The organism is Kitasatospora sp. NPDC023120 (assembly GCF_055560835.1).
The window spans coordinates 96,695-116,745 of record NZ_JBVHHY010000010.1 but is presented as its reverse complement, the minus strand read 5'-3'; the positions used below and the strand labels follow the sequence as shown (position 1 = coordinate 116,745).

At 74.2% G+C, this 20,051-nt stretch carries 19 protein-coding genes; 13 read left to right on the top strand and 6 right to left on the bottom strand.

All coding sequences use genetic code 11. The features are described 5' to 3' along the window. Positions 1-5: 5 nt before the first annotated feature. The 4 genes from pdxR (ACZ3TI_RS16730) (at position 6) to ACZ3TI_RS16715 (ending at position 6,330) form a co-directional block, all read left to right on the top strand. Positions 6-1,460, top strand: a complete 1,455-nt coding sequence (gene pdxR / locus ACZ3TI_RS16730) for a MocR-like pyridoxine biosynthesis transcription factor PdxR (RefSeq protein ID WP_465726950.1) — start codon at positions 6-8, stop codon at positions 1,458-1,460. Positions 1,461-1,709: 249 nt separating this feature from the next. Continuing rightward, positions 1,710-2,222, top strand: a complete 513-nt coding sequence (locus ACZ3TI_RS16725; RefSeq protein ID WP_465726949.1) for a hypothetical protein — start codon at positions 1,710-1,712, stop codon at positions 2,220-2,222. 572 nt (positions 2,223-2,794) lie between these two features. Next, positions 2,795-4,201 carry a family 2B encapsulin nanocompartment shell protein gene (locus ACZ3TI_RS16720; RefSeq protein ID WP_465726948.1) on the top strand — a complete coding sequence of 469 codons (1,407 nt, stop codon included), beginning with the start codon at positions 2,795-2,797 and terminating at the stop codon, positions 4,199-4,201. A 1,358-nt stretch (positions 4,202-5,559) separates the two neighbouring features. Beyond that, positions 5,560-6,330: a bestrophin-like domain gene (locus tag ACZ3TI_RS16715; protein ID WP_465726947.1), complete on the top strand. Its 771-nt coding sequence runs from the start codon at positions 5,560-5,562 to the stop codon at positions 6,328-6,330. A gap of 250 nt (positions 6,331-6,580) precedes the next feature. On the opposite strand, the gene ACZ3TI_RS16710 is transcribed toward ACZ3TI_RS16715, so the two are convergent. Continuing rightward, a complete protein-coding gene (locus tag ACZ3TI_RS16710) occupies positions 6,581-6,727 on the bottom strand; it encodes a hypothetical protein (RefSeq protein ID WP_465726946.1) in 147 nt (48 codons plus the stop codon). 162 nt (positions 6,728-6,889) lie between these two features. On the opposite strand from ACZ3TI_RS16710, the gene ACZ3TI_RS16705 reads away from it, so the two are divergent. The 4 genes from ACZ3TI_RS16705 (at position 6,890) to ACZ3TI_RS16690 (ending at position 9,209) form a co-directional block, all read left to right on the top strand. Continuing rightward, positions 6,890-7,543 carry a class I SAM-dependent methyltransferase gene (locus ACZ3TI_RS16705; RefSeq protein ID WP_465726945.1) on the top strand — a complete coding sequence of 218 codons (654 nt, stop codon included), beginning with the start codon at positions 6,890-6,892 and terminating at the stop codon, positions 7,541-7,543. A 35-nt stretch (positions 7,544-7,578) separates the two neighbouring features. Next, positions 7,579-8,220 (top strand): hypothetical protein, encoded by a 642-nt coding sequence (locus ACZ3TI_RS16700; protein WP_465726944.1) that lies wholly within the window; start codon positions 7,579-7,581, stop codon positions 8,218-8,220. A 69-nt stretch (positions 8,221-8,289) separates the two neighbouring features. Beyond that, positions 8,290-8,442, top strand: coding sequence for a hypothetical protein (locus tag ACZ3TI_RS16695; protein WP_465726943.1), 153 nt, complete (start codon positions 8,290-8,292; stop codon positions 8,440-8,442). Between the two features lie 179 nt (positions 8,443-8,621). After that, positions 8,622-9,209, top strand: a complete 588-nt coding sequence (locus tag ACZ3TI_RS16690; RefSeq protein WP_465726942.1) for a TerD family protein — start codon at positions 8,622-8,624, stop codon at positions 9,207-9,209. Positions 9,210-9,320: 111 nt separating this feature from the next. Here ACZ3TI_RS16690 and ACZ3TI_RS16685 read toward each other — a convergent pair whose 3' ends face one another. Continuing rightward, complete coding sequence (locus ACZ3TI_RS16685) at positions 9,321-10,802, bottom strand: lytic transglycosylase domain-containing protein (RefSeq protein ID WP_465726941.1); 1,482 nt, start codon at positions 10,800-10,802, stop codon at positions 9,321-9,323. Positions 10,803-11,320: 518 nt separating this feature from the next. Here ACZ3TI_RS16685 and ACZ3TI_RS16680 point away from each other — a divergent pair. Together ACZ3TI_RS16680 and ACZ3TI_RS16675 are read left to right on the top strand one after the other, a co-directional pair. Continuing rightward, complete coding sequence (locus ACZ3TI_RS16680) at positions 11,321-11,704, top strand: hypothetical protein (protein ID WP_465726940.1); 384 nt, start codon at positions 11,321-11,323, stop codon at positions 11,702-11,704. Between the two features lie 41 nt (positions 11,705-11,745). Next, on the top strand, positions 11,746-12,048 hold the full coding sequence (locus ACZ3TI_RS16675) for a hypothetical protein (protein WP_465726939.1): 303 nt from the start codon (positions 11,746-11,748) through the stop codon (positions 12,046-12,048). Positions 12,049-12,090: 42 nt separating this feature from the next. Here the strand turns inward: ACZ3TI_RS16675 and ACZ3TI_RS16670 are convergent, their stop codons facing one another. The 3 genes from ACZ3TI_RS16670 to ACZ3TI_RS16660 all read right to left on the bottom strand — a co-directional run bounded on the left by ACZ3TI_RS16670 (position 12,091) and on the right by ACZ3TI_RS16660 (position 15,485). Beyond that, the gene (locus tag ACZ3TI_RS16670; protein WP_465726938.1) at positions 12,091-13,701 is read right to left on the bottom strand and encodes an alpha/beta hydrolase; all 1,611 of its coding nucleotides are present in this window, start codon (positions 13,699-13,701) and stop codon (positions 12,091-12,093) included. A gap of 156 nt (positions 13,702-13,857) precedes the next feature. Then, positions 13,858-14,499, bottom strand: a complete 642-nt coding sequence (locus ACZ3TI_RS16665; protein WP_465726937.1) for an NAD(P)-dependent oxidoreductase — start codon at positions 14,497-14,499, stop codon at positions 13,858-13,860. Positions 14,500-14,561: 62 nt separating this feature from the next. Further along, complete coding sequence (locus ACZ3TI_RS16660) at positions 14,562-15,485, bottom strand: EamA family transporter (RefSeq protein ID WP_465726936.1); 924 nt, start codon at positions 15,483-15,485, stop codon at positions 14,562-14,564. A gap of 153 nt (positions 15,486-15,638) precedes the next feature. Between ACZ3TI_RS16660 and ACZ3TI_RS16655 the strand changes: the two genes are divergently transcribed. Then, complete coding sequence (locus ACZ3TI_RS16655; RefSeq protein WP_465726935.1) at positions 15,639-16,136, top strand: MarR family winged helix-turn-helix transcriptional regulator; 498 nt, start codon at positions 15,639-15,641, stop codon at positions 16,134-16,136. Positions 16,137-16,169: 33 nt separating this feature from the next. Here the strand turns inward: ACZ3TI_RS16655 and ACZ3TI_RS16650 are convergent, their stop codons facing one another. Next, positions 16,170-17,033, bottom strand: a complete 864-nt coding sequence (locus tag ACZ3TI_RS16650) for a methyltransferase domain-containing protein (protein WP_465726934.1) — start codon at positions 17,031-17,033, stop codon at positions 16,170-16,172. Positions 17,034-17,061: 28 nt separating this feature from the next. On the opposite strand from ACZ3TI_RS16650, the gene pdxR (ACZ3TI_RS16645) reads away from it, so the two are divergent. Together pdxR (ACZ3TI_RS16645) and ACZ3TI_RS16640 are read left to right on the top strand one after the other, a co-directional pair. Then, positions 17,062-18,552 (top strand): MocR-like pyridoxine biosynthesis transcription factor PdxR, encoded by a 1,491-nt coding sequence (pdxR, locus tag ACZ3TI_RS16645; protein ID WP_465726933.1) that lies wholly within the window; start codon positions 17,062-17,064, stop codon positions 18,550-18,552. 421 nt (positions 18,553-18,973) lie between these two features. Continuing rightward, positions 18,974-19,993, top strand: a complete 1,020-nt coding sequence (locus ACZ3TI_RS16640; RefSeq protein WP_465726932.1) for a glycoside hydrolase family 3 N-terminal domain-containing protein — start codon at positions 18,974-18,976, stop codon at positions 19,991-19,993. Positions 19,994-20,051 lie beyond the last annotated feature (58 nt).

Here is a 20,051-nt window from a genome sequence, read left to right as displayed (position 1 = left end):
TGAACATGACGGACACGCGGGGCACGCACCCCTCCGAGCCCGCCCACCCGACCGGCAGCGACCTGCATCTCGACCTTCCCGCCACCGGAGGCCGACGTGCCGCGCTGATGACGGCCCTGCGCGAGGCGATCCGTAGCGGCCGCCTGGCGCCCGGCACCCGGCTGCCGCCGTATCGCACACTCGCCACCGACCTCGGCCTGGCCCGCAACACCGCCGCCGAGGCCTACGCCGAACTCGTCGCCGAGGGCTGGCTCACCGCCCGGCAGGGTTCCGGCACCACCGTCGCCGAACGCGCCGAACCCGTCCCGCCCGCCCGGGCCCGTCGGCCCTCGCCCCCGCCCGGACCCCGGCACGACCTGCGCCAGGGCCAGCCCGACGCCGCCTCCTTTCCCCGCACCGCCTGGCTGGCCGCCGCCCGCCGGGCCCTCACCGCCGCCCCCAACGAGGCCTTCGGACCCGGCGATCCACGGGGCCGGCGCGAGCTGCGCACCGCTCTCGCCGACTACCTGGCCCGCGCCCGGGGGGTGCGCACCGACCCGGACCGGATCGTGGTCTGCTCCGGCTTCGCCCACGCGCTGCGGCTGCTCTTCGACGGCGCGCGCCCCGTCCTACCGCCCGCCGAGAACGGACCGTTGGCCGTCGAGGCCTACGGACTGGGCTTCCACCGCGGGCTGCTGGCCGCCGCCGGGGTCGCCGCCGTGCCCCTGCCGATCGACGGACAGGGAGCCCTCGTCGACGAGTTGGCGCACCACGCGGACGTCCGTACCGCACTGCTCACCCCAGCCCACCAGTTCCCGACCGGCGGCCCGCTGCACCCGGGCCGCCGCGCCGCCGTGGTCGACTGGGCGCGCGGCCGCGGCGGGCTGGTCCTGGAGGACGACTACGACGGCGAGTTCCGCTACGACCGCCAGCCGGTCGGCGCCCTCCAGGGGCTCGACCCCGAGCGGGTGGTCTACCTCGGCAGTGCCAGCAAGAGCCTCACCCCCGCGCTGCGCCTCGGCTGGATGGTGCTGCCGGACCACCTGGTCGACCGGGTGCTCGCCGCCAAGGGCGAGCGCGAGGGCTGGGCCAGCGCCTTGGACCAGCTGACCCTCGCCGAGTTCATCGACTCGGGCGGCTACGACCGGCACGTGCGCCGGATGCGCCGCCGCTACCGCGACCGCCGCGACCACCTGGTGGCCGCGCTGGCGGCGCACGCCCCCCACATCCGGGTCTCCGGCATCGCGGCCGGCCTGCACGCCGTCCTGCGGCTGGAACCGGGCACCGAGCGCTCGGTGCTCAAGGCCGCCGCCTACCGGGGCCTGGCCGTCGACGGCCTCGCCGACTACCGGCACCCGGCGATCACCCCGGAGGCCATGCCCGCCGTCGAGGGCCTGGTGGTCGGCTACGCCACGCCGCCCGACCACGCCTATCCGGCGGCCGTCGAGGCGCTCTGCGACATCCTGCCGCCGTCGGCCTGAACGCCGGGGCGGTGGGCCTGAACGCGAGGGGCGGTCGGGGTGGAGGGGAAGTAGCGGGACGGCGAAGGCCCGGAGTGGCGACGGCAGGGCGGTCGGACCGGGGGAGCGGCGAAGCATAGGCCCCGGGCGATCCGGCGGGGCCGGAACGCGACCGGCCGGTACGCGGCGTCCGCCCACCGCTCCTGCGTCGGTACCGGACCGGGCCGAGGAGGGCAACGGAAGCGGTGGCGCCGCCTACGCTCCATGGTCATGCGCAGAACACATCCGATCCGCGCCGCGCTCGTCGCGTGCCCGGCCCTCGTCGTCGGTCTGCTCCTCTCCGCCGCTCCCGCCCGGGCCGACTCCCCACTGCCGCTCACGGCCGTCTCCGACAAGCAGACGACCGTCCGGGGCGGCGAGTTCACGCTCACACTCACGCTCACCAATCCGTACGACACACCGATCCAGTTCGTCTACCAGAGCGTCCAGGAAACCTACGAGACCAGCCTGCAGACCGGCCTCAAGTTCACCGCGGCGGCCTGCGGCACCCAGACCAACGGCTGCAGCGACAACGTCAACGGCGGCATCGCCCGGTACAACGTGCCGCTCGCTCCCGGTGCCAGCAGCACCTTCACGGTGACCTACGCCATCGCCCCCGACTCGGCCTGCGGCGACACCACCCGGATCGACTTCTACTCCTACCTGTACTACGAGTACAACGCGGGGCTGAGCAGCAACTCGGGCATCGTCGGCGTCCCCGGCACCCAGGTCGCCTGCGCCTGACCCGTCCGCGAGTCCCCCCCACTGAGCACCCCCGTTCCCCGTCGGGTGCCGGCTCCCCCGTGCCGGCACCCGGCGGGGCCGTTCGCGTTGTGGAGGGCAGGTCGAGGGCGGGTGACGGATCGGGTCGCGGGCGCGCTCCGCCGGGCCGGGGCCGATGGCTCGCGCGTCAACCGGACGCGCCACCGGGTGCCCCCGGCCGAACCACCCCGTCGGTGTGCCGGGTTGACGCCGAGCGGTGGCCGCCGGGCTGTCCGGCCGGGTCCCGGCGGAGCGGGCAAGCCGTTGGCGGCACAGGGGTGGCGGTCGCGAACGGATGTTCCTACGGTCTGCGGCGCGGTGGGGGCGGACGGTGCGAGATTCACCCTATCGGGGGGTACACAGCGTCCGTGCGGGCTTGGTCGGGTTCTGGTGATCTAGGGTTCCGGATGGGTCGCCGCGTGTTGGCGACCGCATCGCGATACTTCGCCAACGCCCCCACCGAACTGCGGATCTGATGATCCGTCATGACATGCGCCAGGGCGCTCCGATGGCCCTGGCCGCGTGATTCGACCACAGGAATGGAGACCCTGCCGATGCCCGTGGACACGAGCCCGGAGACAGAGCAGGTCAAGCAGCAGAGCCTTGCGACGGCCGCTGCCCGCAACCTTGCCACCACGACCAAGTCCGCACCGCAGATGCAGGAGATCACCTCCCGCTGGCTGCTCAAGGTGCTCCCCTGGGTGCAGGCCGCCGGTGGCGCCTACCGGGTCAACCGCCGTCTCACCTACTCCGTCGGCAACGGCGTGGTGGAGTTCATCAAGACCGGCTCCCAGGTCCGGGTGATCCCGGAGGAGCTGGGCGAGTTGGCCCTGCTGCGCGGCTACGAGGACGAGGAGGTGCTCACCGCACTGGCCGACCGCTGCCAGCAGCGGGACTTCGGCCCCGGCGAGGTGCTCACCACCCAGGGCGAGGCCGCCGACCGGATCTTCCTGATCGCCCACGGCAGGGTCAACCTGGTGGGCACCGGCAAGTACGGCGACGAGACCGAGATCGGCGTGGCCGCGGACGGCGACCGCTTCGGCGACGACGCGCTGCTGAACCCGGACGCCGCCTGGGACTTCACCGCCAAGACCGCCACCTCCGGTGTCGCCCTCACCCTTTCCCGGGCGGACTTCGCGGCCATCCGGGACAACGCGCCGACCCTGCAGGAGCACCTGCAGGGCTTCCTGGCCCTGCCGCTGCAGGCCCAGAACGAGCGCGGCGAGGCCGAGATCGCCATGTCGGCCGGCCACCACGGCGAGTACGAGCTCCCCGGCGCCTTCGTGGACTACGAGCTCAAGCCGCGTGAGTACGAGCTGAGCGTCGCGCAGACGGTCCTCAAGATCCACACCCGCGTCGCGGACCTGTACAACAAGCCGATGAACCAGACCGAGCACCAGCTCCGGTTGACCATCGAGGCCCTGCGCGAGCGCCAGGAGCACGAGATCGTCAACAACCCGGAGTTCGGCCTGCTCAACAACGCCGACTTCGACCAGCGGATCCAGACCCACTCCGGCCCGCCCACCCCGGACGACCTGGACGAGCTGCTCAACCGCCGCCGCGACCCCGACTACCTGCTGGCCCATCCGCGGACCATCGCCGCGATCGGCCGGGAGTTCAACGCGCGGGGCCTGTACCCCACCCACGTCGACCTCGGCGGGCAGCAGGTGCCGGCCTGGCGCGGGGTGCCGATCCTGCCGTGCAACAAGATCCCGATCACCAAGGAGAACACGAGCTCGATCCTCGTGATCCGTACCGGTGAGGACAACCAGGGTGTGATCGGCCTGCACCAGACCGGCATCCCGGACGAGTACCAGCCCGGGCTCTCGGTCCGCTTCATGGGGATCGACGAGAAGGCGATCATCTCGTACCTGGTCAGCGCCTACTACTCGGCCGCGATCCTGGTGCCGGACGCGGTCGGCGTGCTGGAGAACGTGGAGATCGCGCACCGCCGCCACTGAGCGCGCGGAACAGCGGGCGCGGGCCGTAACCGGCCGGCTCGAAGATCGTTTGACCTGACGACGGACGGCCCGCCTCCCGGAGGCGGGCCGTCCGCCATCACGTTCGGCCACGTCCGGACGTGCTCGATCGATCCCCCTGTTGCGTCCTGCCCGTTCTGTTCCGTTCTTCGCAGACGACCCGAGAGGTGTGTGGAGCCCCATGTCCCAGTGTCGGCAGTTACGACGGATACCGCTGCACGACGGTGGGACGGCTGCCGCCGGGCGACGGGCGCGGCTGATCGGTGCGGCAGTCGGCGTGGTCGCGATGTGCGCACTGGTCACCGGTGCGACCGCCTCCGGGGCCGAGCACGCCGGCGGACACCCGCACGGTCCGGTGGTGGACACCTGTGTCTGCACCGGAACGGACGTGTCGGTGTCGGTGCGGCCGGGCGGCGGTGTGGACGTAGGGGTGGGAGTCGACGTCCAGGTCGGGGTCAGCGTCGCCCCGAACGCCGACCCGGGGCACCACGGCCACAAGCCCACGCCAGGGCACCACCATCACCACCACCCGTGCCGCACTCCCCGGGCCACCCCGGCGCCGGTGGCGCCCACGGCCTCGGCGGGGCTCCGGCCGGAGCCCCGCCGGCCGGAGGACGAGCACGGCGGGCACGGCTGGCATCACCACCACCCGTACCCGTGCCCGAGCCCGGACGCGTCGCCCACGGTGACCCACACGCCCACCCCGACGCCGACTCCCACGCCTACGCCTACGCGCACGCCGACGCCGACTCCGACACCTACCCCCACGCCGACTCCGACGCAGACACCGACCCCCGCGCCGACGCCGGCCCCCACCCCGCCGCCCGCGTCGCCCGTGCCTCCGTCACCCGCACCTCAACCGCCGCCTCCGCCGGCGTCCGTCCCGGCCGTCCCGGCCGTCCCGGCACCCGCACCCCCCGCTCCCGCGCCGGACCCACCTGTCGTCCCGGCGATCCCGAGCCCGGCGGCCCCGAGCGCCGCCCTGCCGATCCCGCAGCGCCCGAGCCCGCTGTGGCCGTACCCTGCGCCGCGACAGGTGTTCCACGCCCCGGTGGCGAAGCCGATGCCGCTGCCGCAGCGCCATCAGAGCACCCCGATGACCACCACGGTCCTGTTGATCATGGTTCCCGGTGTGCTCGCGGCGGCGGTCCTGCGCCCGGGTCGCGGTGGCGGCCGAGGCCGCTCGGGCCGGTCCTGATCCACCCGCGGGCTCCGCGCCCGCCGTCCGGCCCCGGGGACCGACCGCTGGACCGCGCCGCCGGGCGCCTCCGGCCCGGGGCCGCCCCTCAGACCTCTTCGTTTTCGTTCCGTCACAAGCCAAGCCAGAGAAGGGAGTTCCCATGTCCGAGTGGGTGGCATTGACCATTGCCATGGCGTCGGCCTGTGCCGTCGTGGTGGCGGTGGTGCTGCTGAGGAACCGCCGGGTCACCGCAGAGGAGAACACCGACGAGACCCCGGACGTCATCGAGTACATCACGATGATGATCGGCGTGGTCTACGCGATCGTCCTCGGTCTCGCCATCGCGGGTGTCTGGGAGGGACGCGGCGCCGCCCAGGACGACCTGTTCCGCGAGGCGCAGTCGCTGCGCGAGGTGAGCGACCGGGCGGTGGTCTACCCGGTCGAGTTCCGCGACCAGGTCCGGGCCGACGTGGACGCCTACGTCACGTACGTGGTGAACACCGAGTGGGACTACATGCGGGAGAACGGCGACATCACCGAGAAGGGCGACCAGTTGCTGCAGAAGCTGCAGACGGACGTCGCCACCCGCCCGCCGGCCTCCGAGCTGGAGTCGCAGGCCTACCAGCCGATCATGGACCGGATCAGCCAGGCCTCCGACGCCCGCAACGCGCGCGGTCAGAACGCCGGTCCGATGATGCCGGGCATCGTCTGGTTCGGGCTGATCGGCGGTGCGGTGGTGACCGTCGGCATGCTGTTCGCCCTGCAGATCCGGCGCACGCCGAGGGAGTTGGTCCTGGCGCTCTGCTTCAGCGCGCTGATCGCCTTCCTGCTGTTCATGATCTGGGACTTCGACAATCCGTACTCCCGCAGCGTCTCGGTGACCACCGAGCCGTTCCAGGACCTCTTCCCCTCGCTCAACCTCAAGGACTGAGGCGCGGGAACGCCCTGGACTGCCGCGCTGACGGCTCGGACGTCCGGGAAGGATCGGAACGGCGGACGACCGCAACGGGTCGTCCGCCGCTCCGTCTCCCACGGAACCGACGGAACGTCAGCGAAGGCTGCCGTCCATCGAGTTGAGCATGCTGCTCGACGCGTCGTCGTTCTCCAGGGAGAAGGCGAACAGGCCGCCCAGCCCCTTGCTCCTGGCGTAGGCCCCGCGCGCCTGGAAGGCCTGCGGGGTGTCACCGGTTCGCGTACCTGGCCTTGAGCTGCCGCAGCTGGTTGACGTTGCCCTTGCGCGGCTGCTCCCAGGTGTCGCCGCTGCCGTCCACGCTGGTGCCGGAGTTGTAGTCGGCCTGGTAGTCGGCGTAGGCGTTGGACTGGACCAATATTCGCCGGCAAGGGTGTCCGCCCGCTGGACCGTTCCGGGCCCGCGGCGCGGCGGCCCGGTAGGTTGACCGGTGCGGGCGGGTCCGTCGAACGGCCGACGCACGAGCGACGAACGGCCGACGTACACACCGACGCACGAACAGTCGAACGGAGGAGGCGCGATGGACAGCCAGGACTGGGACGACCGCTACGCGGCGAGCGAGCTGGTGTGGGGTGCCGCGCCCAACCAGTGGGTGGTCCGTGAACTGACCGGCCACACCCCCGGCCACGCCCTCGACCTGGCCGCCGGTGAGGGCCGCAACGCCATCTGGCTGGCCGCCCAGGGCTGGGAGGTCACCGGGGTGGACTTCTCCGCCGTCGCCCTGGAACGCGCCGAACGCCTCACCGCCGACCTGCCCGACGACGTCGCCGACCGCCTCACCTGGCGCCACGGCGACGCCCGCACCTTTGCGGCCCCCGCTGCCGGCTACGACCTGGTCCTGGTCGCCTACCTGCAGATCCCCGCCGAGGACCGCCGGACCGCGCTGCGCCGCGCCGCCGACGCGCTCGCCCCCGGCGGCACCCTGCTGGTCGTCGGACACGACCTGAGCAACCTCACCGAGGGCGTCGGCGGCCCGCAGGACCCGGCGGTGCTCTTCACCCCGGAGGACGTGCTCGCCGACCTCGCCGACTCCGGGCTGCGCACCGTCCGCGCCGAGCGGGTGCACCGGACGGTCGGCGGCGAGCCCGGGCACAAGGGCGGGGGATCAGGCACCGGGGGCGCGGGCGGCGTCGCGGTGGACGCGCTGGTGCGGCTGGAACGGGCCGCCGCATGACGGGCCGGGCCACGCGGCACGGGTCCGCCCGGCGCGTGCCCACCCGGCGGGCCCTGCTGACCGGACTGGCGGGCGTCGCCCCGCTGGTGATGGCGGGCTGCTCCTCCGGCGGGTCGAAGAAGACCGCGCCCGCCGCCCGGGCGAGCGACCCGGGCGGCGAGGCCCTCGTGATGGTCATCCGGCACGGCGAGAAGCCCGACGGCAGCCACCCGGGCCTGGACGAGAACGGCAAGCCGGACGGCAAGTCGCTCACCGAGCGCGGCTGGGCCCGTGCGAAGGCGCTGCCCGCCCTGTTCGTGCCACCGCCCGCGCCCGGCCTCGGCACCCCGGCGCGGATCTTCGCCGCCGTCGACCGCGGCCCGCTGGCCGGAGCGCACCGGATGCGCCAGACCGTCACCCCGCTGGCGGACAAGCTCGGGCTGACGGTCGACACGCAGTACGCGGAGTCGCAGGAGTCCGCGCTGGCGGGCGCCGTGCTCGCCGGGCCCCAGCCGGTGCTGATCTGCTGGGAGCACTCGCGGATCCCGCGGATCGTCGAGGCGCTCGGCGCCACCGGCAGCGGCGCGCCCGCCGTCTGGCCGGACCGGTTCGACCAGGTCTGGGTGTTCTCCCGCCCGGCCGGCGGCGCCTGGACCTTCCAGGAGGTGCGGCAGCACCTGCTGGACGGCGACGCCTGATCCGCCTTTCCGCTCCGGCGTTGCTCCCCGCGTCGGTGCTGCTCCCCGCGCCGGGCGCTTTAGGCGACGGTGATCGTCACCACCGCGTACTGGGCGACGGTCAGCGGCACGCCGACCGTCCCGGCGGTGACGGTGTACGGGACGGGCTTGGGGGCCGGGTCGGTGCCGTCCGGACTGGCGACGGTGACGGCCGTGACGCCGGCCCCGGCCGGGAGGGCGTAGGGGAGCGTGCAGTTGGCCGGGGTGGTCGGCCGGTTCCATCAGCGTGCGGACCGTTCTCGGGGTGAGGCACGGGGGAGCGCGGGGTAGGGGAGCTCCCGGGATGCCGTCGGATGATCAGAAAACTTTCTACAGTGCTATAGATTCGCGGCACGCGGCGGTGTCAGAACGAGGAGGGCGCGATGAGCGTTTCGCTGGCCAAGGGGCAGAAGATCAGTCTGGAGAAGCCGGGCGGTGGGCAGCTGAGCCTGGTGCGGATGGGCCTCGGCTGGAGGGCGGCGGAGCGCAAGGGCTTCCTCGCCAAGCTGCTCGCCGCCGGCCGGGAGATCGACCTGGACGCCTCGGCGGTACTGTTCGCCCAGGGGCGGCCGGTGGACGTGGTGTTCTTCCAGCACCTCACCAGCAACGACGGCTCGGTGCGGCACAGCGGGGACAACCTGGTCGGCGGCGCGGGCGACGCGACCGACGACGAGTCGATCACGGTCAACCTGACGACGGTGTCGGAAGAGGTCGACCAGATCCTCTTCACCGTCAACTCCTTCACCGGGCAGACCTTCCAGGAGGTCGAGGCCGCCTTCTGCCGGCTCGTGGACGAGACCACCGGCGCCGAGCTGGCCCGCTACACGCTCACCGGCGGCGGCCCGTACACCGCGCAGATCATGGCCAAGGTGCAGCGGACGGCGACCGGTTGGCAGATGACCGCGATCGGCCAGCCGGCCAGCGGGCGGACCTTCCAGGACCTGATGCCGGAGCTGGTCAAGCACCTCTGAGCGCCATCGGCACTGCCCCGGTGCCGGACGTTCGACCATGCGGACGGGGGCGCGGTTCCCTGTGCGGAACCGCGCCCCCGTCCGGTCATTCCCCCGGGTCGATTCCTCAGGTCACGGCCGCGGGGCCGCGGAGGGCGAGAGCGAGGCGCTGGGAGTGGTGCTGGGCCCCGCGGTCGGGGTGCCCGTGGCGGTCGGAGTGCCTGTGGCGGTCGGGGTGGGGGTCGGGCAGCCGGGGGCGCCGGTGGGCGTCGCCGTCGGGGTACCGGTGGGCGTGGCGGTGGGGGACGGGGAGCCCGTCGGGGTGGGCGTTGCGGTCGGGGTGCCGGTGGGCGTGCCGGTCGGGGTGGCCGTGGCCGTCGGGTCCGGGCAGGCCGTGGGCGTGCCGGTCGGGGTGCCCGTGGGCGTTGCGGTCGGGGTGCCGGTGGGCGTCCCGGTCGGCGAGGGCGAACCGGTGGGCGTGGGCGTCGTGGTGGGGCTCGGGGACGTCGTCGGCTGCGGGGTCGGCGAGGGGTTCGGGGCTGGCGTCACCGGTGTCGTCGGCTGCGGGGTCGGCGTCGGGCTCGGCGCCGGAGCCGGCGTCGTGGTGGTGGTGCCGGTGGTGCCGCCGCCGACCGTCGGGAGACCGACGCCCGGGAGGTACGGCGAGGGCAGCGAGGAGGACGGGAGCGAGGACCCCGGGAGGTTCGGGACGGTGGTCACCGTGCCGCTTCCGTAGTGCGCCATCCAGTTGCGGACGGTCCGCAGGTACTCGCCCGAGTTGTTGTAGCTGAGCACCGCCCGGTCGAGCTGCGCCGGGTCGGAGACATCGCGGCCCCCCGCGCACAGGTAGCGCCCGGCGGCCTCGGCGGCGTCGAAGATGTTGTTCGGGTCGGCCTTGCCGTCGCCGTTGGCGTCCACACCCCAGGAGGCCCAGGTGGACGGGATGAACTGCATCGGGCCGACGGCGCGGTCCCAGCGGGAGTCGCCGTCGAAGCGGCCGCCGTCGGTGTCGGCTATCGCGGCGAAGCCGTTGCCGTCCAGGGCCGGGCCGAGGATCGGGGTGAGGGTCGTGCCCGAGGCGTCCACCTGGCCGCCGTTGGCCTGGCCGGACTCGACCTGGCCGATCGCGGCCAGCAGTTGCCAGGGCAGGTGGCAGCCGGGGGAGCGCAGAGCCAGCGTGGCCTCGGCCTGGCGGTAGGCGGCGAGCACCGTGGCGGGCAGCGCGGGCCCGGTGGCCGCGAACGGGCCGGCGTCGGGCACGCCGGGCAGCGTGCCGGGCGGCTGCGGGAACTGCAGGGTGCCGCCGCCGTCGGCCGGGACCCCGGTGCCGGGCGCGGGGGTGCCGAACGGGGAGCCGGCGGTGCCGTAGCCGTCGCTGTCCTCGGCGGTGGTGCCGTTCGACCCGGTGTCGGCGGCCGCGCTCGGCGCGAGGCCCAGCCCCGTCACCTGAGAGCCGGTCAGCGCGGCCAGCGCGACGAAGGCCGCCGCCGTCCCCGTGACCCGCTTGCCGATCCGGAGCTTCCGCCCGCCCTGGGACGTGCCGAACCTCGCCGCCATCCGCTTCCCCTCCCCGTCGCCGTCCGGACCACCCCAGAACGGTTGAGCTGTCGTCATCGTGCCCGTCCGCCTGATGGGGGCGGCACCCGCCGTGCGCACGATTAGTATCACGACGATCTGACAGGGACAGAGTGACCCGGGGGCGGCCCGAGGCCCACCGAGAGGTTGACCGAGCACTTCAGCGAGGGTGCGGGCGGTCCCCGGGGCTCCGCGCGGGGCCTGCGGCCTGCGGTTGTCGCGTCCGGATCCGGCGGCATCTTCCGTTCGGCTACGGGGAGTTGACCAAGCGGCCAACTCGGTGGGGCGGGCGCCCAGGGCGCCGGACCGGCGTTTCGGAGCGCGGGGGTGGTACGTGCGCGGCGTTTCGGGCTCCCCGGCGGCGCCCGCGGCCGACCCCGCTGACCTGGCGGAACGTCCGGCGCGTGAGTCCTCTCCCTTAGCAGGACGGGCCTGCGGGCGCCAGGGTGCGTCCCCAACTCCGCCCTGGACGGGTGACGTTCCGGTGAAAGTGGGCATGCCAGGAATCGCCGCCCGGCATGCTGTGCCGCGTGATGATGCGGATGGAGGTCCAGACCGTGAGCGCGAACCTGCCGGAGACCCTCGCCGAGGGAGCGGTCGTCCTGCCCGCGCCCCCTCGGGTGGTGGACGACCTGGCCCGTGACCTGACCCAGGCCGCCGCCGCCGTCCGGGCGGTGTCGCGCACCTGTCGCTCCGGTGGGGACGTCGCGGTCGCCGCGTACACCGCCGTGGTGTGCACCGGACTCTCGGCCGCCCGCGCCCTGGAGGAGGCGGCCGCCTGGTGCCGGCAGGCCCCCGAGGCCGAGGTGCACTCGCTGGCCTGGGCCCGGGTGCCGGGGCACCGCGACGACGTCCACGAGTACCGCGTCACCATGGCCGTCAGCTTCCCCGACGGCGAGACCGGCGAGCACCTCGGGGACACCCACCACGCCCGGCGCTGAGGCCGTATCATCGCCCCCATGAATGAGGGGGTACGAACGACATGGTGAACGAGACCGCAGGCGGTGCGGGCGGCACCGCCGAGACACCCGAGACACCCGCGACTCCCGAGGCCGACGGCCCGCAGGAGCTCTCGCGGGCCGCCGCCGTCGCTGCCACCGTCGTGGCCGCGCTCAGCGCTTCGGCGGTGCTGCTGGCCGTTTTCCACTGGCTGGGGTGGTCCGTCCCGGGGATCGGCTGGATCGTCGCCAAGGCCGGGATCAAGCTCGCCGTCGGCGGCTTCACCGGGCTGGCCGTCGGCCTCGCCTGGCTCCGGGCCTGGCTGCGGGCCCGGCCCCGGAGCTGACCGGGGGCCGGCTCACCGCTGCCGCGCACTGCGTCCGCTGTCTCAACTCGCCTGCGGGGAGGCGCAGGTGAGGTCGTGCGCGGGCGCCTTGTCGTCCAGCAGGTAGCGCTCGACCACGTCGGTGACACAGGAGTTGGGCCCCGGGTACTGGCCGTGGTCGCCGTTCCCGGTGACGGTGACCAGCTTCGAGCCGCGCAGCGCGCGGTGGGCGCCGAGCGCCGCCTCGTAGTAGGTCGCCGGGTCGTGCACCGAGTTGAGCATCACCGTGGTCGGCAGGTGGGCGCCGGTGACCTTGACCTTGGGTGCCGGGTCGACCGGCCAGGAGGCGCAGACCGCGCCGAAGGCGAGCGTCCGGGCGCCGACCAGCGGCAGGCGGGCGGTGTTCTCGGCGCCGCGCTGCACCCAGGTGTCCATGGACTTGGTCCACGGGGTGTCCGAGCAGGTCACCGAGAAGAACTCGGCGAGGAACTCAGGGCTGAGGTAGCTGTTGAACGCGGTCGCGGCCGCCGTCCTGGTGGCGGCGTCGGCGGTCTGCCAGTTGTCGAGGACGGTCAGCAGCCGGGCGAGCTCGGGGAAGTGCGACGTCAAGTAGATCGCCGAGATCGCCAGGCTGTCCAGCTGGTTCGGGCCGATCGTCAGCGAGCCCTCGACGATGGGTGCGTCGTGCAGGGCGGCGCGCCGCTGCTCCCAGTGCGCCCGAACCTGCTCCGGGGTCGAGCCCCAGTGGTAGGTGGTGTCCCGGGCCGCGAGCCAGGGCACGAAGTCCTCGTCGAAGCGGCGCTGGAAGCTCATCGGCTGTCCCAGCTGGAACTTCTCCCAGGTGCCGTCGAAGCCGATGTTGCTGTCCAGCACCATCCGTTCCACCCGGTGCGGGAAGAGCGTGCCGTAGTAGGCGCCGATCATCGAGGCGTAGGAGGGGCCGTAGTAGCTGAGCTTGCGCTCGCCGAGCAGGGAGCGGAACAGGTCGATGTCGTGGGCGGTCTGCTCGGTGTTCAGGTAGGGGATGAGGTCGCCGCTGCGCTCCCGGCAACCGGCGGCCAGCTTCTTGGAGTTGGCGATGACGCGGTCGATCGCGGCGGGGGACTGGTCGCGGTAGTCGCCGGCCAGGAACTCCTGGAACTCCTCCGGGGTCTGGCACACGGCCTTGGTGCTCTCGCCGACCCCGCGCTGGTCGAAGCCCACGATGTCGTACGCGGCGCTGACGGCGGGCGCCGCCTTCGCCAGCCCGGCCGGGCGCAGCAGGCCCGTGCCGCCCGGTCCGCCGGCCGCCATCAGCAGGACGCCCTTGCGCTTGGCCGGGTCGGTGGCGCGGTGCCGGGAGACGGCGATGGTCAGGTCGGCCCCGGTGCCGGGGTGGTGCCAGTCGCGCGGGGCGGCCATGGTGGCGCACTCCAGGGCGGGCTGCGTCGCGCAGGGCTGCCAGTTCAGGGTCTGGTGGGTGTAGCGGGCGGGTGCCGGGTCGGCGTCGCCCGGGTCGCGGGCGGTGTCGGCACCGGCGGTGGCGGGCAGGGCCAGACCGGCGAGGACGGCGGCGGCCACGGCCAGCGCGGCGCGCCGGGCGCGGGGCGCGGTGGCGGCGGTCCTGGTGCCGGCGTTCTCGGCGGCGGTGTCGGTGTCTGCGGTGTTCGCGGTGCTCGCGTTGTTCGTGGTCACGGGATCGATCCTGTCCGAGGCCGCCCTGACGATCGATCATGCCCGCATCCGTCTTCGGGGTGGTGCTGGGTACACCCCCGTCCGGGCGGCTGCTCCAGTTCCGGAGCGGTGTCGGACCGCGGCGGCCTCACCCCCGTCGAGGCCGCCGCGGTCCGGTCAGTAGCCGGCCGTGAACCGGGTGCGGCGGTGGGCGGGCGTCTCGACCTCGTCGATGAGCGCGACGGCGAGGTCCTCCATGGAGATCGCCGAGTTGCCGTCCGCGTCGACCAGCAGCTCGTCACGTCCGATCCGGAACCGACCGGTGCGCACGCCCGGCTCGAGCAGCGCGGCCGGGCTCAGGTACGTCCAGTCGACCTCGGCGTCGGCCGCGAGGTAGAGGTCGTACTGCTCGCCGCAGGCCAGCGCGATCGGCCGGATCTCGGCGGGGAAGCCGGGGTCCTCCACGAGGGTCATCCCGTCGGTGCCCGGCAGGGTGAGGCTGCCCGCACCGCCGACGGCCAGCAGCCGCACGCCCCTGCCGGCGACGCCCGCCAGCAATCCCTTGGTGGCGACGGCCAGTTCGTGCTCGCTGCCGGGCACCGGGCGGGTGGCGGTGATCACCACGTCCTGGCCGGCGGCTATCCGGGCGACGTCCTCGGGGTTGCGGGCGTCGCCCACGGTGAGGGCGACGGAGGACGGCAGACCGTGCGGCTTGGCCGGGTCCCGCACGACGGCGGTGACCTCGTGACCGCGGGTGAGCGCCTCGGTCACGACTCGGCTGCCGACGTTGCCGGTGGCGCCGAAGACGGTGATGCGCATGGGGATTCTCCTTGATTCGGTGCGGGATGCGGGATGCGGGTCCGGATGCGGACGGTGAGGGCTCAGGCGTTCTCGCGTACGGGCGGCGGCGCGGAGGCCGGGCCGGCCACGGGCGCCGACCGCTTGGCGGCGCCGGGCCGCTGGGTCTGGGCGACGACGAGCGAGCCGAGCACGACCAGCGCGCCGAGGGCCTGCAGTGGGCTGAGATCCTGTCCGAGCGCCAGCCAGCCGATCACGGTGGCGACCACCGGGCTGAGCAGGGCGAGGAAGGAGACCGAGGTCGGCGTGAGCGCCTGGAGTCCGCGGAACCAGAGCACATAGGTGAAGGCCGCCCCGATCAGGCACAGGTACGCGTAGCCGAGCAGGTTGGCGGCGCTGTAGTGGGTCGGCGGCGCACCCTCGGTGAGCAGCGTGACTGGCACCAACATCAGCCCGCCGGCGGTGAGTTGCCAGCCGGTGGTGGCGAGCAGCGGCGCGGGGGACGCCCAGCGCTTGGAGAGGACGACGCCGGCGGCCATGACCACCGCGCCGCCGAGCGCGGCGGCCACCCCGAGCGCGTCCGGTTTCGCGTCGGCCCGCAGGACCAGCAGGCTGACGCCCGCCACGCCCGCGATGCCGGAGAGCACGGTGCGCAGGGTGAGTCGGTCGCCGAGGACCGCGGCCGAGAGGCCGGCGGTGATCAGCGGCTGGACGGCGCCGACGGTGGCCGCGATGCCGCCGGGGAGGCGGTAGGCGGCGATGAAGAGCAGGGCCTGGAAGGCGCCGATGTTGAGCGCGCCGAGGACCAGTGAGCGCCACCACCAGCTGCCCTGCGGCAGTCGGCGGGTGAAGGCGATCAGCAGCAGCCCGGCGGGCAGGCAGCGGATCACGGCGGCGAGGAGCGGGCGGTGCGGCGGGAGTAACTCGGTGGTGACGAGGTAGGTCGTCCCCCAGACTGCGGGGGCGAGGGCCGTCAGCAGTACGACGGCGAGGCGATGTCTTAGCACTAAGCCAATGTATCTCATCGCTAAGGCATATTTCACTGCGCCATGCCGGTGACCTGGCTCACAGTCGCCCTGGCGGCAGGGAATCCCGAAGGATTCCCGCCCCGATGTATCTCAGCGCTAAGAAACCCGGGCCCGATCGCCTACCCTGGAGCCGTGGCAGATCATGTGGACCGCGTAGTCGCGCAGTGGGCCGCCGAGCGCCCCGACCTGGACGTCTCCCCGATGGAGGTGTTCGGCCGGCTCAAGCGCCTCTACCGCCTGGTGGACGCGGCACTCAACCGCACCTTCGCCGAGCACGGCCTGGACGCCCCCTCCTTCGACGTCCTCGCCACCCTCAAGCGCAGCGGCCCGCCCTACCGCCTCACCCCCACCGGGCTGATGCAGTCCGCCATGGTCACCTCCGGCGCCATCACCCAGCGCCTCGACCGGCTGGAAGCCCGCGGGCTGGTCACCCGCACCCGCAGCGAGCAGGACGGCCGCAGCCGCGAGGTCGCCCTCACCCCCGAGGGGCATGCCCTGATCGAGCGCGCGCTGCCCGACCACCTCGCCACCGAGTTCGGTCTCCTCGAGGGGCTGGACGACGCCCGCACCGCCGCGCTGGTCGACGCCATGCGCACCCTGCTGGTGACCCTGGGGGACGGTCCGGACTGACCCGCCCCGCGTCGGGAACCGCGCCGGACGGCCTCACGGGTTGACCGCGACCGCCTTGAAGAAGGTGTAGTGGAAGGTCCCGCCCGGCTCGGCCGCGCGGCGCAACTCCGCGATGCCCCGGTCGAAGGCCTCCGGCGTGGTCAGCCCGGCGGCCAGCGCCTCCGCCCGGACGGCCTCGACCATCGCGACGAAGGTCCGCAGCGTGAAGCCCTCGACCAGCGCCGGTCGGCCGCCGTCGGCGTAGACCGTCCGCGGGCGGACCGCCACCTCCGCGAACCCGGCCGCCGTCAGCAGCGGGTACAGGCGGCGGCCGAGCAGCCCGTCGCCGCCCCCGTCGGCCTGGAGTCGGACCAGGTGGTCGATGGTCCGGCGGGCCGCCGGGCTCTCCGGGTGGAACAAGGCCGAGCCGTGGTCGCCCTCGATCACCGTGATCGTCCCACCCGGCCGCAGCACCCGTCGCAGCGCGGCCAGCCCGGCCGCCGGATCGGGCAGGTGCTCCAGCACGAAGCACAGGAAGACGTGGTCGAACGCGCCGTCCGGGAACGGCAGTCGGTGCAGGTCCCCGTGGTGCCAGGTGACGTCCGCGTCGGGCGCCTGCGCCGCCACCCGGGCGCGGGCCTGCGCCAGCGACTCCGCCGAGAGGTCCATCGCGGTCAGCGCCACGCCGGGGCCGGCGGCCAGCAGGTGCACCGTCTGCGCCCCCACCCCGCAGCCCGCCTCCAGCACCCGGCTGCCCGCCGGGTACGCCGTGTCGGCGTGCAGCAGCTCGGCGAGGGTGTCGGCCTGGTCGCCGAGGCGCCGCGCCTCGGTGTCCGAGTAGCCGTGGACGTACGTGGTGTGCTCGGGGTTCGTGTGCGCGGGGTTCGTGGTGCCGGGCTGGGCCGTTTCCGTGGTCATGGCTCCACCCTCGCGTCACTATGGTCCGGTGAACAGGTCCAATGGCGACGCATCGGACCGGTCCAAAGAGGCCGGTGCCGACTTCCTCCAGCTCGACACCGCCGACGCCCCGCCCGGCGGCCTCACCGACTGGCTCGCCCGCAGGCTGCGCGAGGCCGTCGCCGACGGTCGGCTCCCGGCCGGCAGCCGACTGCCCGCCAGCCGGGTGCTGGCAGCGGAACTCGGCGTCTCCCGCGGAGTGGTGACCGACGCCTACCGTCGCCTCGCGGAGGAGGGGCAGGTCGCCGGGCGTGGGCGGGGCGGCACGGTCGTGGTCGCGGCTCCTCCGCCCGCCGTACCCGCCCCCGAACCGCCCCGCCCGCCGGCCCCGGCGCCCGCCCTCTTCCGGGACGACCCCGACTCCGAGGTGTTCGACCTCCTGCGCGGCACCCCCGCCCGGATCGACCTCACCCCCGGCCTGCCCGACCTCGCCGCCTTCCCCCGCACCGCCTGGCTGCGCGCCGAACGCGCCGTCCTCGACGACCTCGCCGCGCACGACCTCGGCTACGGCGACGTCCGCGGCACCGCCGCCCTGCGCCGGGCGGTCGCCCACTGGCTCGCCCGCAACCGGGGCATCCGCGCCGACCCCGACGAGGTGCTGATCGTCGCCGGGACGGCCCAGGCCCTCGCCCTGCTCGGCCGCGCCCTCGAACGGAGCGGCATCACCGAAGTCGCGGTCGAGGACCCGGGCTCGCTCGGCGCCCGCCAGCACCTCGCCCACTGGCTCGCCGCCACCCCACCCGTCCCGGTCGACGCCGAGGGCATCCGGGTCGACGCCCTGCGCGCCACCGGCGCCCCGGCCGTCCTGCTCACCCCCGCCCACCAGTACCCGACCGGCGTCGTCCTCGGCGGCGACCGCCGGCGCGAGCTGCTGCGCTGGGCGGCCGAGGGCGGCCTGGTCATCGAGGACGACTACGACGCCGAGCACCGCTACGACCGCCCGCCCGTCCCGGCGCTGCGGGCCGCCCTGCCGGAGCAGGTGTGCTACGCGGGCAGCATCTCCAAGCTGCTCGCCCCCGCCCTGCGGATCGGCTGGCTGCTCGTACCCGCCCGCCTCCGCGCCGCCGTCCTCGACGCCAAACGCTTCGCCGACCTCGGCAACCCTGCCCTGTCCCAGCTCGTCCTCGCCCGCCTGATGGAATCCGGCGAGCTCGACCGCCACCTGCGCCTGCTGCGCCGCCGCCACCGCCGCCGCCGGGACGCGATGATCGCCGCCATCCGCACCCACCTGCCCACCGCCACCGTCCACGGCGCGGCGGCGGGCCTCCACCTGATGCTCACCCTGCCGAAGGAACTCGGCTGCACCGACACCGAGTTGGCCACCGCAGCGCTGGCCCGGGGCGTGAAGACGCAACCCCTCTCCTGGCACGCCCGCCTCCCGTACCCGCCCGGCCTGGTCCTCGGCTACGCGGCGGGCTCACCACCCGAGCTCACCGAAGGCATCGCCGTCCTGGGTCGGCTGGTCCGCGCCGCGGGGTGAGCACCGCCACCCGGGTACCCGAGGGTGCGGAGTCGCGTAAGCGCGCCCGCTGTCCCGGCAGCACGCCGTGGACTACGAGGGGGAGCCGCAGGGCCTGCCCGTCCTCGAGGTCCCGGCCGGGCTCCGGCGGTCCTGAGCGCCGGGGGGCTCCGGTCGGTCGGACATCGGCCGGTCCTGCGGTCAGCCCGTGAAGTCGCCGTCGGGGGATCGGATGAATCCGGTGCGGCGCGGACTGGTGGAGCGGGCTCCTGGGTAGGCTGACGGGCCGTAGTCCGCTGCTGCCTCAGGAGGCGTGATGGCCCGGTTCCGGCGAGCCGCCCGGTTCGGGGTGGTGCTGGCGGTCCTGGGGGCCGTGGCCGGGCCCGCCCCGATCGGATCGGCCTCCGCGTCCCGCACGCCCCACCCCGGAAGGACCGTGGCGATGACCGCCCAGGACCAGGACTCCCGCGTGCTCGCCGGACGGCGGATCGTGCTCTCGTACGCGGGCCCGACGCCGCCGCCCGGAGTGCTGCAGACGATCCGGGAGGGCCGGGCCGCCGGGGTGATCCTGTTCGGCGAGAACATCACCGGTCCGGAGCAACTCGCGCAGGCCGTAGCCGCGTTGAAGCAGGCGGCCGCGGAGGCGCCGGAGCCGCGCGCCCTGCTGCTGATGACCGACCAGGAGGGCGGCAGGATCCGTCGGCTGCCGGGTGCGCCCGAACTCTCCGCCCGCCGCACCGGGTCGGCGGCGGACCCACTGGCCGCCGCGGTGGACTCCGGCACCGGCGCGGCCCGGACCCTCGCCGACGCCGGGCTCAACGTCAACCTCGCCCCGGTGCTCGACGTCTACGACACCCCGGACAACTTCATCGACCACTTCGAGCGCTCCTACGGCCAGGACCCCTCCACGGTGGGGGAGTTGGGCGGCGCCTTCCTCGCCGCCCAGCAGAGCCTCGGCGTGGCCGCGACCGCCAAGCACTTCCCCGGCCTCGGCGCCGCCGCCCGCGACGAGAACACCGACGAGCGCCCGGTCACCCTCACCGTCCCGCTGGAGCAGCTCCGGGCCCGGGGCGAGGCGCCCTACCGGGCGGCCATCGCGGCGGGCGTCCGACTGGTGATGGCCTCCTGGGCCGTCTACCCGGCGCTGGACCGGGAGCGCCCGGCCGGGCTGTCGCCCACCGTCATCCAGGGCGAGCTGCGTGGCCGGCTCGGCTTCGACGGCGTGACCGTCACCGACGCCATGGAAGCCGGCGCCCTCGCCCCGTACGGCGACACCGGCGACCGCGCCGTCGCCGCCGCCGAGGCCGGCATGGACCTGCTGCTCTGCTCCGCCCGCGACCCGCAGCAGGCCGAGGATGCCGCCGAGGCCCTCGCTGCCGCCCTCGACTCCGGACGGCTCGACCGCGACACCTTCACCGCCGCCGTCTCCCGCATCGACGCCCTCCGCGCCGCCCTCGGCTAGGGCGGGTCGTTCACCTGGGGGCAAGGTGGAGGTCGCCCGGGCGGTTGGTGGGGTTTGG

Coding starts and splice junctions, on each gene's coding strand:
- pdxR (WP_465726950.1), top strand. CDS start 6: ATGACGGACACGCGGGGCACGCACCCCTCCGAGCCCGCCCACCCGACC.
- ACZ3TI_RS16725 (WP_465726949.1), top strand. CDS start 1,710: ATGCGCAGAACACATCCGATCCGCGCCGCGCTCGTCGCGTGCCCGGCC.
- ACZ3TI_RS16720 (WP_465726948.1), top strand. CDS start 2,795: ATGCCCGTGGACACGAGCCCGGAGACAGAGCAGGTCAAGCAGCAGAGC.
- ACZ3TI_RS16715 (WP_465726947.1), top strand. CDS start 5,560: ATGTCCGAGTGGGTGGCATTGACCATTGCCATGGCGTCGGCCTGTGCC.
- ACZ3TI_RS16705 (WP_465726945.1), top strand. CDS start 6,890: ATGGACAGCCAGGACTGGGACGACCGCTACGCGGCGAGCGAGCTGGTG.
- ACZ3TI_RS16690 (WP_465726942.1), top strand. CDS start 8,622: ATGAGCGTTTCGCTGGCCAAGGGGCAGAAGATCAGTCTGGAGAAGCCG.
- ACZ3TI_RS16685 (WP_465726941.1), bottom strand. CDS start 10,802: ATGACGACAGCTCAACCGTTCTGGGGTGGTCCGGACGGCGACGGGGAG.
- ACZ3TI_RS16675 (WP_465726939.1), top strand. CDS start 11,746: ATGGTGAACGAGACCGCAGGCGGTGCGGGCGGCACCGCCGAGACACCC.
- ACZ3TI_RS16665 (WP_465726937.1), bottom strand. CDS start 14,499: ATGCGCATCACCGTCTTCGGCGCCACCGGCAACGTCGGCAGCCGAGTC.
- ACZ3TI_RS16650 (WP_465726934.1), bottom strand. CDS start 17,033: ATGACCACGGAAACGGCCCAGCCCGGCACCACGAACCCCGCGCACACG.
- ACZ3TI_RS16640 (WP_465726932.1), top strand. CDS start 18,974: ATGACCGCCCAGGACCAGGACTCCCGCGTGCTCGCCGGACGGCGGATC.